At 66.5% G+C, this 14,489-nt stretch carries 14 protein-coding genes; 13 read left to right on the top strand and 1 reads right to left on the bottom strand.

Annotation, left to right across the window (positions count from 1 at the left end):
* Positions 1 to 13 precede the first annotated feature (13 nt).
* The 11 genes from CAFEL_RS08260 to pdxY all read left to right on the top strand — a co-directional run bounded on the left by CAFEL_RS08260 (position 14) and on the right by pdxY (position 11,515).
* Complete coding sequence (locus CAFEL_RS08260; protein ID WP_194559688.1) at positions 14 to 1,852, top strand: AMP-dependent synthetase/ligase; 1,839 nt, start codon at positions 14 to 16, stop codon at positions 1,850 to 1,852.
* An 87-nt stretch (positions 1,853 to 1,939) separates the two neighbouring features.
* A complete protein-coding gene (locus CAFEL_RS08255) occupies positions 1,940 to 2,608 on the top strand; it encodes a hypothetical protein (RefSeq protein WP_194559687.1) in 669 nt (222 codons plus the stop codon).
* Between the two features lie 10 nt (positions 2,609 to 2,618).
* The gene (hemW, locus tag CAFEL_RS08250; RefSeq protein ID WP_194559686.1) at positions 2,619 to 3,737 is read left to right on the top strand and encodes a radical SAM family heme chaperone HemW; all 1,119 of its coding nucleotides are present in this window, start codon (positions 2,619 to 2,621) and stop codon (positions 3,735 to 3,737) included.
* Between the two features lie 9 nt (positions 3,738 to 3,746).
* Positions 3,747 to 4,760, top strand: coding sequence for a heat-inducible transcriptional repressor HrcA (hrcA, locus tag CAFEL_RS08245; RefSeq protein WP_194559685.1), 1,014 nt, complete (start codon positions 3,747 to 3,749; stop codon positions 4,758 to 4,760).
* A gap of 10 nt (positions 4,761 to 4,770) precedes the next feature.
* Positions 4,771 to 5,904, top strand: coding sequence for a molecular chaperone DnaJ (gene dnaJ / locus CAFEL_RS08240; protein WP_194559684.1), 1,134 nt, complete (start codon positions 4,771 to 4,773; stop codon positions 5,902 to 5,904).
* Positions 5,901 to 6,608 carry a 16S rRNA (uracil(1498)-N(3))-methyltransferase gene (locus CAFEL_RS08235; protein WP_194559683.1) on the top strand — a complete coding sequence of 236 codons (708 nt, stop codon included), beginning with the start codon at positions 5,901 to 5,903 and terminating at the stop codon, positions 6,606 to 6,608. Before dnaJ ends, CAFEL_RS08235 begins: the two co-directional genes overlap by 4 nt.
* Before the next feature lie 11 nt (positions 6,609 to 6,619).
* On the top strand, positions 6,620 to 7,642 hold the full coding sequence (locus tag CAFEL_RS08230) for a PhoH family protein (protein ID WP_034998303.1): 1,023 nt from the start codon (positions 6,620 to 6,622) through the stop codon (positions 7,640 to 7,642).
* A complete protein-coding gene (gene ybeY, locus CAFEL_RS08225) occupies positions 7,639 to 8,217 on the top strand; it encodes an rRNA maturation RNase YbeY (RefSeq protein ID WP_194559682.1) in 579 nt (192 codons plus the stop codon). Before CAFEL_RS08230 ends, ybeY begins: the two co-directional genes overlap by 4 nt.
* The gene (locus CAFEL_RS08220) at positions 8,214 to 9,530 is read left to right on the top strand and encodes a hemolysin family protein (protein WP_194559681.1); all 1,317 of its coding nucleotides are present in this window, start codon (positions 8,214 to 8,216) and stop codon (positions 9,528 to 9,530) included. The genes ybeY and CAFEL_RS08220 overlap by 4 nt, the downstream gene beginning before the upstream one ends.
* Before the next feature lie 59 nt (positions 9,531 to 9,589).
* The gene (locus CAFEL_RS08215) at positions 9,590 to 10,654 is read left to right on the top strand and encodes a 2,3-butanediol dehydrogenase (RefSeq protein ID WP_126857871.1); all 1,065 of its coding nucleotides are present in this window, start codon (positions 9,590 to 9,592) and stop codon (positions 10,652 to 10,654) included.
* Between the two features lie 9 nt (positions 10,655 to 10,663).
* Complete coding sequence (gene pdxY / locus CAFEL_RS08210) at positions 10,664 to 11,515, top strand: pyridoxal kinase PdxY (protein WP_194559680.1); 852 nt, start codon at positions 10,664 to 10,666, stop codon at positions 11,513 to 11,515.
* Positions 11,516 to 11,595: 80 nt separating this feature from the next.
* Here the strand turns inward: pdxY and CAFEL_RS08205 are convergent, their stop codons facing one another.
* Positions 11,596 to 12,633: an HNH endonuclease signature motif containing protein gene (locus CAFEL_RS08205; protein WP_194559679.1), complete on the bottom strand. Its 1,038-nt coding sequence runs from the start codon at positions 12,631 to 12,633 to the stop codon at positions 11,596 to 11,598.
* A 139-nt stretch (positions 12,634 to 12,772) separates the two neighbouring features.
* On the opposite strand from CAFEL_RS08205, the gene era reads away from it, so the two are divergent.
* Positions 12,773 to 13,765 (top strand): GTPase Era, encoded by a 993-nt coding sequence (gene era, locus CAFEL_RS08200; RefSeq protein ID WP_194559678.1) that lies wholly within the window; start codon positions 12,773 to 12,775, stop codon positions 13,763 to 13,765.
* On the top strand, positions 13,755 to 14,480 hold the full coding sequence (gene recO / locus CAFEL_RS08195) for a DNA repair protein RecO (protein ID WP_194559677.1): 726 nt from the start codon (positions 13,755 to 13,757) through the stop codon (positions 14,478 to 14,480). Before era ends, recO begins: the two co-directional genes overlap by 11 nt.
* Positions 14,481 to 14,489: the final 9 nt, after the last annotated feature.

The raw sequence follows: 14,489 nt of genomic DNA, 5'->3' as shown, positions 1-14,489 counted from the left end.
AGTGTTGGGCACCATGCCTTCAAACGCGCACACCACGGAACTTGGATTTACGCTCGCAGACACGGACACGTGCCTCAGCCGGCTGATTCGCACCTGCGAGCAGAGCCCTCACCTGGTGCTGTACTACCGGCCGCGCAACTACGAGTGGGTCTCGGTCACGGCGGCGGAGTTCTTGGAGGAGGTCTACGAGGTCGCCAAGGGGCTCGTCGCCGCCGGAATCCAGCCGGGGGACCGCGTGGCCATTTTGTCGTCGACGCGCTACGAGTGGTCGCTGGTGGACTTCGCCATCTGGGCCGCCGGTGCCGCCTCGGTGCCGATCTACCCGTCGTCCTCGATGCACCAGATCCAGTGGATCCTGGAGGACTCCGGCGCGAAGATCGCGTTCACCGAAACGCGCGACCACACCCAGCTGATGAGCCCGTTCCTGCTGGACGAGACGGGCAAGCCGAAGTTCGCGGACTCCCCATCAAAGCTCGAGCGCATCTACGAGTTCAACGCCGCGGGCGTGGAGACGCTGAAGTTTGAGGGGCGCGACGTCGAGCAATCGCTTATCGACGAACGCGTCGCCGCCATCCGCCACGAAACCCTCGGCTCCATCGTCTACACCTCCGGCACCACCGGCCGGCCGAAAGGCGTGGAGATTTCCCACGGCAACTGGGCGTACCAGTGCTGGGCGCTGCTGGAAAACGAGATCGGCTCGGTGTCTTTCCCTGGCCAGCGCATGGTGACGTTTTTGCCGCTGGCGCACGTGCTGGCGCGCGCGGTGTCGCTGGCGTGGACGATCTCGGGCGCGACGCAGTCGCACTGGTCCGACACGTCGACGCTGATGGTGGAGCTGCAACGCGTGCGCCCGAACCTGGTCGTGGGCGTGCCGCGTGTGTTTGAGAAGGTGCGCGAGGGCGCCTACAACAAGGCCGCGGACGGCTCCGCGATTGGCAAGCGCATGTTCTTGGAGGCCGAAAAGGCCGCCATCGAGTACTCGAAAGCGCTGGAGACCGACGAAGGCCCGTCGCGGGTGCAGAAGGCGAAGCGCGCGGTGTACGACAAGGTCGTCTACGGCAAGATCAAGGAGGCCATGGGCGGCTCCGTCTGGTACGGCATTACTGGCGGGTCCGCCATGAGCGCGGATCTGTCGCACTTCTTCCGCGGCATGGGCGTGCCCATCTACGAGGGCTACGGCCTGACCGAAACGTGCGCGGCGGCGTGCGTGAACAACGCCAACGGCAACAAGATCGGCACGGTGGGTCGGCCGGTCAACGGCTACTCGGTGCGCATCAACGACGACGGCGAGATCGAGTTCAAAGGCCCCGGCGTGTTTGACAAGTACTGGAAGAACCCGGCCGCCACCGAGGAGGCGCTCACGGACGGCTGGTTCAACACCGGCGACCTCGGCGAGGTGGACGACGAAGGCTACGTGTCCATCACCGGCCGCAAGAAGGACCTGATCGTCACCGCCGGCGGCAAGAACATCTCGCCCGGCCCGATGGAGGAGATCATCCGCCAGGACCCGCTGATCTCGAACGCGCTGGTGGTCGGCGACGGCAAGCCGTTCGTCGGCGTGCTGGTCACCCTGGACGAGGAAGAGCTCAAGCGCTGGAAGGCCAACCACAACATCCCGGCGAACAAGAAGGTCTCCGAGCTCGCCCAGGACCCGGCGCTGCGCGCGGAGGTCCAGGACGCGGTGAACCTGGCCAACGCCACCGTCTCGCGCACCGAGGCGATTAAGAAGTTCCGCATCCTGGACCGCGACCTGTCCGAGCAGCACGACGAGATGACCCCGACGATGAAGGTCAAGCGCAACGTGGTGTTCCAGCGCTTCCAGGAGGACATTGACAAGCTGTATCAGCGCTAGTTCGGCGCGCCTTCCTTCCTCCTTGGAGGCTGTGGCATAGCATGCCAATTTGTCACTTCCCACAGGCGTTTCCAAGGAGGGCTTGCGATGCACAAGACCGCCGCCGTGCTGCGGCACCGCGAGCTCACGCAGGAGATTTACAACATCGGCGACGAGGTGGCGGAGTACACCGAGCACCTCGCTGAGGCCATCTCGGATTACGACGGCGAGCTCACCGAAGACTGCCTCGCCGAGTTCGTGGAAATCGTCGACGATGCCCGCCAGGACGCCCGCCGCGTGGTGGCGGAGCTGATCGGTTTGCGCCAGGCGCTGACCTCGGGCCGCGCCGCCGGCCACCTGTCCGCGGGCGCGAAACCGGAGGAGCGTATCCCGGAGCCCGAGCTTCTCGACGCCTCCGGCTTGCAAGACCTCTTCCCCCTGCAAGCCCCGTTCTCGGTGCAGACGATGCAGGATGCGCTGACCGGCCGCACTGACTTGGTGGTGCAGCACTTAGGCGAGATCGTGTCCTACTGCCTGGAGCAGACCGACATGGTCGCCCGCGAGCTCGGCGTGGTGTCGCTGCCGCAGATGTACGCCCGTGTCGGCGAGATCGTCGAGGAGGCCGTGGTGGGCTGGGTGGAGACCGTCTGCCTGGACCACCCGGCGTTCGTGCGCACCATGCGCGGGTCCAACCCGCCGGAGTTTTTGGAGGAGCGCGCCCGCATCGACCGGATCGTGGCCAAGGTCGCCGCGAAGCGTTCCCGCCGCGGCGCCTAGCCTTAAGGCCATGGATTCATTCGGCGTTTACGTCCACGTCCCGTTTTGCGCCACGCGCTGCGGGTACTGCGACTTCAACACCTACACACCCACCGAGGTGGACTCCTCCCACGCCCAGTACTTGGACGCGCTCGAGAAAGAACTCGAGCTCGCCGCCGCGCGCGGTACGCCCCAAGCCGACACCGTGTTCATCGGCGGCGGCACCCCGAGCCTGCTCGGCGCGGACGGGCTCGGGCGCATCCTCACCGCCGTCCGCAACACGTTCGGACTCACAGCAAACGCGGAGGTGACCACCGAGTCCAACCCAGAATCCACCAGCCCCGGCTACTTCGCGGGCCTGCTCGACGCCGGCTTCACCCGCGTCTCCCTGGGCATGCAGTCCGCCTCCACGCCGGTGCTCAAGGTGCTGGACCGCCAGCACACCCCGGGCCGCGCCGTCGCCGCCGCCCGCGAGGCCCGCGACGCCGGTTTCGCGCACGTGAACCTGGACATGATCTACGGCACGCCCACCGAAACCGACGACGACGTCCGCCGCACCCTCGACGCCATCCTGGACACGGACGTCGACCACGTCAGCGCGTATTCACTCATTGTCGAAGACGGCACGGCCATGGCCCGCAAGATCCGCCGCGGCGAGCTGCCCGCACCCCAGGAGGACGTCTACGCGGACCGCTACGAGATCATCGCCGACACGCTCGCCGCCCACGGCTACGACTGGTACGAGGTCTCCAACTGGGCGAAGCCTGGCGGGCAGTGCCGCCACAACCTCATCTACTGGCGCAACCAGCAGTGGTGGGGCGCGGGCCCGGGCGCGCACAGCTTCATCGACGCCGAGCGTTTCTTCAACGTCAAGCGCCCCGAGCGGTATGCACAATTGCTTTCCGACGCCACGCTGCCCATCCAGGACCGCGAAACGATCACCGACGAAGAGGCCCACACCGAGGCGGTCATGCTCGGCCTGCGGCTGAAGGAAGGGATCCCCTCGGGGTGGATCGGGTCGGGGGCGCAGGATGTCGTCGATAGGCATGTGCGCGCGGGGCTGCTGGAGCACAGCGACAGGCTGCGGCTGACAGACAGCGGCCGGCTGCTTGCAGACGGCATCATCACCGATATCCTGGCAGCCGAGTAAGGAGGCGTAATGGGTACTGCGGACCAGCGGCGCCAAGCGGTGCTGCGCGCGATCGTGGCGGACTACATTGCCAGCCAGGAGCCGGTGGGGTCGAAATCCCTGGTGGAGCGGCACAAGATGGGGGTGTCCTCGGCCACGATCCGCAACGACATGGCGGTGCTGGAGCAGCAGGGCTACATCTCGCAGACCCACGCCTCGTCCGGCCGCATCCCGACTGAGGCGGGCTACCGCGCGTTCGTGGACGCGCTGCACGACGTTAAGCCGTTGAGCGCCGCCGAGCGCCACGCCATTTTGGACTTTTTGGAAAACGGCGTGGATTTGGAGGACGTGCTGCGCCGCTCCGTGCAGCTGCTCGCCCAGCTGACCAACCAGGCGGCGGTGGTGCAGCTGCCCACGCTGACGATCTCGCGCGTGAAGCACTGCGAGGTGGTGGAGCTCACCCCGACGCGCCTTTTGCTCGTGCTGATCACCGACGCCGGGCGGGTCGATCAGCGCAACGTGGAGCTTTCGGCGCCGATCGGGCCGGAGGGGGTGCGGCTTTTGCGCGACCTGCTCAACGAGGCCCTGGTGGGCCAAACCATGCGCGACGCCTCCGATGCGCTTTCTCGCTTATCGACGAAAGCTCCGCCCCACCTCGCCGACCCCACCTCACGCGCCGCAGAAGTGCTGATCACCACGCTGGTGGACGAGGCGCCGGACCGGCTGATCATTGCGGGCTCGTCGAACCTGGTCGTGCCGTCGGGAGGCTTGCAGGGCGTAATTGACGCGCTTGAGCAGCAGGTGGTGGTGCTGAAGCTGCTGGCCGGCGCGCAGGAACTCGAGCGGGTGAGCGTGCGCATCGGGCGCGAAAACGAGGACGAGGAATTTTCGCACGCCTCGATTGTTACAACAGCGTACGGCTCGGGCGACGAAGCACTCGGCGGCCTCGGGGTAGTGGGTCCGACCCACATGGACTACCCCGGTACCATGCAAAAGGTTGCCACCGTGGCCCGCTACATCAGCCGCATCTTGCGGGGCGAATAGAAGGGAAGATATGGCTCGCGATTACTACGGCATCCTCGGCGTGGACCAGGAAGCCACCGAGCAGGAGATTAAGAAGGCGTACCGCAAACTGGCGCGCAAGTACCACCCGGACGTCAACCCGTCCGAGGAGGCGGCAGAGAAGTTCGCGGAGATCGCGGCCGCCCAGGAGGTGCTGCTGGATCCGCAGAAGCGCGCGATCGTGGACCGCGGCGGCGACCCGATGGAGGCCGGCGGCGGCATGGGTGGCGCGGCCGGTTTCGGCGGCGGGGGACTCGGCGACATCTTCGAGGCGTTCTTCGGCGGCGGCGGTGCCCGCCAGCCCCGCTCGCGCGTGCAGCCGGGCAACGACGCGCTGCTGCGCACCGCCATCACGCTCGAAGAGGCCTTCGCGGGTGTGAAGAAGGACGTCACCGTGGACACCGCCGTGCTGTGCGACAAGTGCCACGGCACCGGCTCCAAAACCGAGGCGAAGCCGGTGCCCTGCGGCACCTGCGGCGGCGCGGGCCAGGTCCAGGAGATGCAGCAGTCGTTCTTGGGCAACGTCATGACCACCCGCGAGTGCCCCACCTGCCACGGCTACGGCGAAGTGATCAAGGACCCGTGCACCCAGTGCGCCGGCGACGGCCGCGTGCGCGCCACCCGCGATCTGACTGTGAACATTCCCGCGGGCATCAACTCGGGCATGCGCATCCGCATGGCGGACCAAGGCGAGGTCGGCCACGGCGGCGGCCCCGCCGGCGACCTTTACGTGGAGGTGCAGGTCAAACCGCACCCGGTGTTCGTGCGCGAGAACAACGACCTGCACGTGCGCCTGACCGTGCCGATGTACGACGCCGCGCTCGGCACTGAGCTGACCGTGGACAACCTCGCCGGTGAGCAGACCACCATCGACGTGCCCGGCGGCACCCAGCCCGGCGACACGATCCACCTGCCCGGCGAGGGCATGCCGCGGCTGCGCGCCGAGGGCGCCGGCGACATGATCGCCCACGTCCAGGTCACCGTGCCCACCGCCTTGAGCAACGACGAGCGCGCCGCCTTGACCGATCTGCGCGACGGCCACCCGGACAACCCGGAGGTCCACGTCGAGTCCGACGAGCACGGCGAGGGCTTCTTCTCCCGCATGCGCGACCGCTTCCGCCGATGAGCCTGCCGTATTTTTTCACCGACGACCCGGCCGCCGGGGTGCTCACCGGCGCGGAGGCCAAGCACGCCCACGTCAAGCGCATCCAGCCCGGCGAGCACATCATGCTTATCGACGGCCAAGGGACCACCGCCGTCACCCGCGTCACGTCGGTGGGGTCTGGTCGGGTTGACGGAGTCGTCGAGAAGCAGCAGTTCGTGCCGCAGCCCACGCCGCGCGTGACGGTGGTGCAGGCGGTGCCGAAAGGCGAGCGCGCCGAGCTGGCCGTGGACCTGGCGGTGCAGGCCGGGGCCGACCGGATCGTGCCGTGGATTTCGCACCGCACCATCGCGCGGTGGCCGGCGAACAAGCAGGCCAAGCAGGTGGGGAAGTGGCGCGCGCAGGCGTTGGCCAGCGCGAAGCAGGCGCGCCGGGCGTGGGTGCCGGAGGTGCGCGACCCGGTGACAACGAACCAGCTGTCCGCTCTGATCGGCGCGCTTCCGGCAGGAAGCGCGCTGGTGCTGCACGAGGACGCCGCGGACTCCATCCGCGACGTCGAATTCGGCGAAGACGTGTGGTTGATCGTCGGGCCCGAAGGCGGCATCGGCGAAGACGAACTGGAGGTCCTCAGCGCGCGCCCGGTCAAGCTCGGGCCCGAGGTGCTGCGCACCGCCTCGGCGGCGTTTGCGGGGCTTTGCGCCATCGGGGCGTTGACATCCCGCTGGTAGGGTTGGCCCCCATGGAAGAAATGGTGACGCGCAAGGTCGAACTCGACTCGGCGTACGCACAGTCCGTCCTGGGGATCAACGACGACAACCTGCGGGTTCTAGAGGACCAGCTCGGGGTGGGCTTCCACGCCCGCGGCACCGAGCTGACCGTCAAGGGGCACGCGGAGCAGGCGGCGCACGCGCTGCGTGTCGTCGAGGAGCTTGAGTCCATGGCGCGCCGCGGCGTGCCGCTGGGGGTGGACACGGTGATCCAGGCGGTGCGCATCATGGAGGCCGAGGCGCCCGGGTCCGTGACCGACATCCTCGGCGAGGAGATCATCTCGCGCCGCGGCAAAGTCATCCGCCCGAAAACGGCCGGCCAGCGCGCCTACGTCGACGCGATCGACGACAACACCATCACCTTCGGCATCGGACCCGCCGGCTCCGGCAAGACGTACCTCGCGGTGGCGAAGGCGGTCCAGGCGCTGCAGAACAAAGAGGTCAAGCGCATCATCCTCACCCGCCCGGCGGTGGAGGCGGGCGAGAAGCTCGGCTTTTTGCCCGGCACGCTCTCGGACAAGATCGACCCGTACCTGCGCCCGTTGTACGACTCGCTGCGCGACATGATGGACCCGGAGGCCATCCCGAAGCTCATCGAGGCCGGCATCATCGAGGTCGCGCCCCTGGCCTACATGCGCGGGCGCACCCTGTCGGACGCGTTTGTCATCCTGGATGAGGCGCAAAACACCACCGGCGCGCAGATGAAGATGTTCCTCACCCGCCTCGGCTTCGGCTCGAAGATGGTGGTCACGGGCGACACCTCCCAGGTGGATTTGCCGCGCGGCACTGTCTCGGGCTTGCGCGTGGCGCGCCGCATCCTCGCGGACATCGACGACATTTCGTTCCAGGAGCTCGGCGCCGGCGACGTGGTGCGCCACCACCTGATTTCACGCATCGTCGCGGCGTACGACCGCCACGACGCGCAGAATGCCCTGCGCTACGAGAAGCGCCAGCAGGCGATCGAGGCCGAGCGGGAAGCGGAGGCGAACCAGTGAGCATTGAAGTCTTGAATGAGTCCGGCGAGGCGGAGGTCAATGAGCAAATGCTTATCGACGTCGCGTCGTTCGCCATGCGCTCCATGGACGTCCACCCGGAAACCGAAGCCACCATCACGCTCGTGGACGAAGCCACGATGGCAGATCTGCACGTGCGCTGGATGGACCTGGAGGGCCCCACGGACGTGATGAGCTTTCCCATGGACGAGCTGACCCCCGGCGGCGGCCGCCCCGACGCGGACATGCCGGGGCCGGCGATGCTCGGTGACATCATCCTGTGCCCGGCCTACGACCGGAAGCAGGCGGAGATGGCCGGCCACGACCTGGCGCACGAGATGGCGTTGCTCACCGTCCACGGCGTGCTGCACCTTTTGGGCTACGACCACATCGAGCCGAAGGACGAGCGCGAGATGTTCGCCCTGCAAAACGAGATCCTGGCGGACTGGTACGACGACCTGAAACGCCGCGGCGTGGAGTACCAGCCGAAGCCGACCGGCGCACACGCCTTCCCGTCGGCCGCGGATCGCGACGAGCTGGACAAGCTGATGCAGCGCAATATTGGCGGCGCCGAGTGACGCTGACCTTCGTCTACGCGGCCATCACCATCGCCGCGCTGCTTTTGTCCGGCCTGCTCGGCTCGATCGAATCGGCGCTCGCCCCGATCTCGCGCGCCCGCGTCGAGGGCATGGTCAAAGACGACACCCCGGGCGCCGAGGCGCTTCTGCGGGTGGTGGACCACCGCGCGAACCACGTCAACACGCTTGTCCTGGTCAAAACGGTCCTGGACGTCCTCGCGTCCGTCACCGGCGCGATGCTCGCCATGGACCTGCTGGACTCCGATGGGTGGGCGATTGCGGTGGCCGTGGTCGTCGTCACGCTGCTGCAATTTTCCATCGTCGGGGTGTTCGCGCGCACCGCGGGCAAGCGCAACCCCTACACCATTTCGCTGAAGGCGGCCCAGGGCCTGGGGGTGTTCCAGGCGGTGCTCGGGCCCGTCGCAAAGCTGTTGATCTGGGTTGGCAACCTGTTCCACCCCGGCGAAGACTTCCGCGACGGGCCGTATGCCACCGAGGTCGAGCTGCGCGAGATGGTCGAGGTCGCCCAAGAAAAGGGCGTGGTGGAAACCACCGAGGGCCGCATGATCCAAAACATCTTCGACCTCGCGTCCAGCTATGCGCGCCAGGTCATGGTGCCGCGCCCGGAGATGGTGTGGATCGAGGGCGAGAAAACCGCCCGCCAAGCCACCGCGCTCATGGTGCGCTCTGGGCATTCGCGCGTGCCGGTGATCGGGGAGAGCGTCGACGAGATCATCGGCGTGGCGTACCTGAAGGATATGTTCGACGACCGCGGCACCCCGCTCGACCCCGCCACCGAAATCACCGAGTTCATGCGCGAGCCGCTGTTCCTCCCGGACTCGAAGCCGCTGGACGTGCTGCTCAAAGAGATGCAGCAGTCGAACACGCACATCGCGATGCTTATCGACGAATACGGCACCGTCGCCGGCCTTCTCACCATGGAGGACCTTTTGGAAGAAATCGTCGGCGAAATCACCGACGAATACGACGAGGACGAGGAAGCCCCGGTGACCGAGGTGGAGCCGCGCCTGTTCCGCGTCCAGGCGCGCCTGCCGCTGGACGACCTGGTGGACTACCTCGCCGACAACCTCGACTACGAGTTGGAGTACGCCGAGGACGTTATCGACAACGTCGACACGGTGGCGGGGCTGTTGTCGTATGAGCTGGGGCGCGTGCCGCTGCCGGGCGCCTCCATTCTCCGCGACGGGGTGCGCTACACCGCCGAGGGCGGCCGCGACCGCCGCGGCCGGGTGAAGACCCGCACCGTGCTGGTCTCCGTCGCCGAGCCTGCGGAGCCGCTGCCCAGCGAATAGTCCTACTTTTCGGTAGAATTGTGCACGTAAGCAGGTTGTTCTACCGAGAGGAGCTTCACATGCGCGCTGTACGTTACTACGGCCAGAAGGACATCCGCGTCGAGGAGATCGACGCACCGGAGGCAGGCAAGGGCGAGGTGCTCATCGACGTCGCCTGGTGCGGCATCTGTGGCACCGACCTTCACGAGTACCTGGAAGGCCCGATCTTCTGCCCGAAGCCGGGCCACCCGCACCCGATCACCGGCGAGGAGCCGCCGGTCACGCTCGGCCACGAGTTCTCCGGCGTCGTCGCTGCGCTGGGCGAGGGCGTGGACGATCTTGAGGTCGGCCAGCATGTCGTCGTCGAGCCGTACGTGCTTCCGGACGACGTCGACCCGAAGGAGCCGGGCCCGTACAACCTCCACCCGGACGTGAACTTCATCGGCCTTGCCGGTGGTGGCGGCGGCCTGTCCGAGAAGGTCGCGGTGCAGCGCCGCTGGGTCCACCCGATCAGCAACGACGTGCCGCTGGACGAGGCCGCGCTCATCGAGCCGCTGTCCGTCGGCCACCACGCATTCGTCGCCTCCGAGGCCGGCGAGGGCGACGTGGTTCTCATCGGCGGTGCGGGCCCGATCGGCGTGCTCACGGCTGCCGTCGCTAAGGCATACGGCTGCACCGTGATCGTCTCCGAGCTGTCCGAGTTGCGCCGCCAGAAGGCCCTCGACGCCGGTGTCGCCGACCACGCCATCGACCCGTCCAAGCAGGACCTCAAGGAAGAGGTGCAGAAGATCACCGACGGCAAGGGCGTCGACGCTGCCTTCGAGTGCACCTCCGTCAACGTCGTGCTTGACCAGCTCGTCGATTGCTTGAAGCTCAAGGGCACCCTGGTCGTCGAGTCCATCTGGTCCAAGAAGGCCGAGCTGGACATCCACGCCGTGGTGATGAAGGAGCTGACCATCCGCGGCATCATCGGCTACGCCCACGACCACGAGCAGACCATCAAGCTCGTCGAGGAGGGCAAGGTCGACCTCAAGCCGTTCATCACCGGTAAGATCGGCTTCGACGGCGTCGTCGACGAGGGCTTCGACACCCTGATCAACCGCAACGAGACCGCCGTGAAGATCCTGGTGTCCCCGGAGCTCTAAAATGCTCGTATGAGCAACATTCTCTCCATCCAGTCCGCTGTCGCGTATGGCCATGTCGGCAACTCGGCAGCGGTCTTTCCTTTGCAGCGCATCGGCCACGAAGTCTGGCCGGTGTACACCGTGAACTACTCCAACCACACCGGTTACGGCGCGTGGGGCGGGCCGATCATCCCCGCCGATGACGTCGCCGCGGTGCTCGAAGGCATCAAGGACCGCGACGCATTCCCGCTTATCGACGGCATCCTCACCGGCTACCAGGCATCCCCCGAAATCGCCGACGTGATCGTCGGCACCGTGCGCGACATCAAGGCGGAAAACCCCGACGCCATCTACACCTGCGACCCGGTGATGGGTTCGGCGACGTCCGGCTGCTTCGTCGCCGACACGATCCCGCCGTTGTTCCGCTCGACGATCGTGCCGGCGGCGGACATCATCACCCCGAACCAGTTCGAGCTGGGGTATCTGACCGAGCGCGACGTCACCGACCTCGATTCCACCCTCGCCGCCGTCGACGCCGCCCGCGAGATGGGCCCGTCCACCGTGCTGGTCACTTCGGTAAAGCGCCCGGAGACGCCCGAGGACGCAGTGGAGATGATCGCCGTCGACGATAACGGCAAGTGGATCGTGCGCACCCCGCGCCTGCCGTTCAAGCGCAACGGCTCCGGCGACGTCACCGCCGCGCTGTTTACCGGCCACTACCTCCGCGGCCGAGACGCGAAGGACGCGCTGGCCAAGACGGCGTCGTCGGTCTACGACCTGCTACGCGTGACCCTCGAGGCCGACTCGCCGGAGCTCAAGCTGGTCGAGGCGCAGGACTTCTACGCCAACCCGCAGCTCCAATTCGAGGTCGAGGCCCTCTAGCCGTTTTTGGGCATGCGTGTATGCTCCTTTTGGGCGTACCTATTGCCCCGCCTGGTGGGGCGGGGTGTCCGGGGTGCGGTTCAGTCGAAGAGCAGCTCCATCGCGCCTGGGGTGGTCATGGGAACTTTGACGCCGTTGGGGGCGACCCAGTGGATCCGCGCGTTGGGGTTGTCGATGTAGCCGAACGGGCCGTTTTTGTTGTCGGCGTTGACCCCGTTGTGGAACGGGCACAGCTCGGCGAGGTTGTCCATGTTGGTCATCCCGCCGTAGCGCCAGGCGTTGATGTGGTGCGTTTGTGTGGTCTCCGCCGAATGTTTGCAGTCCGGGAACGCGCACGACGGGCAGAGCAGCTTCGACATGGTTTTCTGTTTTGGGTTGGCGCAGCGCTTTGCGTGGTAGAGGTTGACGGGTCCTTCTTGGGGGTGGAACGCGGCGACTTCGAGTATGTCGCCGAATTCGTGCTCCATGTATTCGGCACCGGTCATGGTGGTGCCGTCGGTGCAGATCAGCGTGACCTCATCGCCGGTGCCGGATTGGATGCGGGCCCAGTCGGCGATCGGCACCAGGATGATCGGCCGAAAATTCGCCTGTGGGACTCCTTTGCCGTCGCGCAGGATGCTGATGAGGGTGTGGGCCATTTGGGCGGCGGCTGGGTCGTCTGCGTCGATGAGTTGTCGCAGCAGGTGCTCAAGGTCGGCGAGGTCGCGCTCGTTGTAGGTCAGGATCATGGTGCGCATGCCCGCTTTCGAGCGGGAAAACCTGCACGAGGGTGGGGCGGGTTTGACGGGTTGTTTGATTAACCGTTTGATGCGCTTGGTCAGTGCCCGATACGAGCCGCGGTGGCGCACCAAATCCAACCTAATGCGCCAGCGTTCGGCAGCCCCTTCGACAGCGAGCAACTTTTTCTCGATATGCACCAGCTGGTCCACCGGCAAACCGTCGGCGGCGGCTAAAGCTTCGCGTTGTTTGCGGGTGAACTGGGTCGGCCCGTAGTAGGTGTGGTGCACCCGCGCCAGGTCGCGGACCCGGCTGGTGGACAGGCCGGCGGCCATGGCTATGTCGCGGTCGAAGTCGGCGAGCATGCCCACGCCTGCGGTGACGAAGTCGGTGAAGTTCATGGCCTGAAAGCTATGGCGGCCACGCAACCCGAACAAGACCCAAATCAAAATCTGTGGATAACCCCCGCCAAAAGCCGCCGCCACAAGACGGTTGTCCACAGCTAAACCAATCAGGGCTGGACAGGTAGAATCCCAGGCCATGAACGACTTCCCCGATTTCCCGGACGATCTGCCCGCAGACGCAAGCGCGAACGATTTCGAACGCGCCGACGCCGGCGGTTTCACCAACACCCCGGAGGGCTTCAGGTCGGGGTTCGTCAGCTTTGTGGGCCGCCCGAACACCGGCAAGTCCACGCTGACGAACGCGCTGGTGGGGGAGAAGATCGCGATTATGGCGGACCAGCCGGAAACCACGCGCCACCCGATCCGCGGCGTGGTCAACCGCGACGACGCGCAGGTCATCGTCGTGGACACCCCGGGCATTCACCGCCCGCGCACGCTGCTGGGCGAGCGTCTCAACGACGTGGTCAAAGACACCTTCGCCGACGTGGACGTCATCGGGTTCACGGTGCCTGCGGACGAGAAGATCGGCCCCGGCGACCGTTACATCCTGGAGCAGATCCGGGAGACGAAGCCGAACACGCCGATCGTGGGCATCGTGACCAAGCTGGACAAAACCACCAAGGACACCGTCGGCGAGCGCCTGCTGGAGCTGCACGAGCTGTTGGGCGCGGACGCGGAGTTGGTTCCGGTCTCGGCCACGGAGCAGGTGCAGATCGACGTGCTGCTCGACGTGCTCGTCGATAAGCTCCCGGAGGGCCCGCGCTTCTACCCGGAGGACCACACCACCGACGAGGACATGGAGACGCGCATCGCGGAGCTCATCCGCGAGGAGGCGCTGCAGGGGCTTCGCGACGAGCTGCCGCACTCCGTCGCCGTCCAAATCGACGAGATGCACCCGGACCCGGACAACCCGCAGCGCACCATGATCTACGCGGTGCTCTACCTGGAGCGCCCGGGCCAAAAACGCATCATCGAGGGCCCGGACGGGCGGCGCCTGAGCGGCATCGTGCACCGCGCCCGCAAGCAGATCATCGAGCTGACCGGGCAAAACGTCTACCTGGACGTGCGCGTCAAAGTGCTGAAGAACTGGCAGCAGGACCCGAAGGCGCTGGGCCGGCTTGGCTTCTAAAGCACCGCGCCCGAACTGGCGCGACCGCGCGTTCGTGGTGCGCACCTACGACTTCGGCGAGGCGGACCGGGTGGTCGTCCTGCTCACCAAGAACCACGGACTGGTGCGCGGGGTGGCCAAGGGCGTGCGCAAGGCGAAGAGCCGCTTCGGGTCAAGGCTGCAGCCGTTCGTGGAGGTCGACGCGCTGATCTACCCGGGCCGAGGCCTATCGACGATCGCATCCGCCGACACCGTGACCTACTTCGGTGCCCGCATCATCGACGACTTCGACCGCTACGCCGCCGCCTGCGCGGTGATGGAAACGGCGGAGAAACTCAGCTTCGACGAAGCCGACCCCGCCCTGTTCGCCCTGGTCCAAGACGCGCTGAAAAACCTGCAGACGGACCAGCACCCGACGATGGTCCTCGACGCGTTCATCCTGAAGGCCACCAAGCACGCCGGCTGGGGGTTAAGCCTGTTCGACTGCGCGAACTGCGGCGCGCCCGGCCCGCACAAGGCGTTCAACGCGAGCCAAGGCGGGGCGGTGTGCAACAACTGCCGCCCGCCGGGCTCCATGGATGTGCACCCTGAAACGTTGCACGAGATGTGGTTGATGGAGCGGGGCGGCAGCGTGCCGTCGATACGCGTGGCGCAGATTCACCGCGCAACGGTGGCGCACCTGCAATTCAACCTGGAGGCCGGGTTGAAAAGCTTCAAGATTATGGAGCAGGCATAATTGGCACCC

The sequence above is a fragment of the Corynebacterium afermentans subsp. lipophilum genome (assembly GCF_030408375.1).
Classification (GTDB): Bacteria; Actinomycetota; Actinomycetes; order Mycobacteriales; family Mycobacteriaceae; genus Corynebacterium; species Corynebacterium lipophilum.
This window is presented reverse-complemented; position numbering and strand designations above follow the sequence as displayed.

Bases quoted from the DNA above. Each gene is read 5' to 3' on its own strand.
- CAFEL_RS08215 (WP_126857871.1), top strand. From the start codon at position 9,590: ATGCGCGCTGTACGTTACTACGGCCAGAAGGACATCCGCGTCGAGGAG.
- hrcA (WP_194559685.1), top strand. From the start codon at position 3,747: ATGGGTACTGCGGACCAGCGGCGCCAAGCGGTGCTGCGCGCGATCGTG.
- CAFEL_RS08230 (WP_034998303.1), top strand. From the start codon at position 6,620: ATGGAAGAAATGGTGACGCGCAAGGTCGAACTCGACTCGGCGTACGCA.
- CAFEL_RS08260 (WP_194559688.1), top strand. From the start codon at position 14: ATGCCTTCAAACGCGCACACCACGGAACTTGGATTTACGCTCGCAGAC.
- CAFEL_RS08205 (WP_194559679.1), bottom strand. From the start codon at position 12,633: ATGAACTTCACCGACTTCGTCACCGCAGGCGTGGGCATGCTCGCCGAC.
- era (WP_194559678.1), top strand. From the start codon at position 12,773: ATGAACGACTTCCCCGATTTCCCGGACGATCTGCCCGCAGACGCAAGC.
- CAFEL_RS08235 (WP_194559683.1), top strand. From the start codon at position 5,901: ATGAGCCTGCCGTATTTTTTCACCGACGACCCGGCCGCCGGGGTGCTC.
- CAFEL_RS08255 (WP_194559687.1), top strand. From the start codon at position 1,940: ATGCACAAGACCGCCGCCGTGCTGCGGCACCGCGAGCTCACGCAGGAG.
- pdxY (WP_194559680.1), top strand. From the start codon at position 10,664: ATGAGCAACATTCTCTCCATCCAGTCCGCTGTCGCGTATGGCCATGTC.
- hemW (WP_194559686.1), top strand. From the start codon at position 2,619: ATGGATTCATTCGGCGTTTACGTCCACGTCCCGTTTTGCGCCACGCGC.
- dnaJ (WP_194559684.1), top strand. From the start codon at position 4,771: ATGGCTCGCGATTACTACGGCATCCTCGGCGTGGACCAGGAAGCCACC.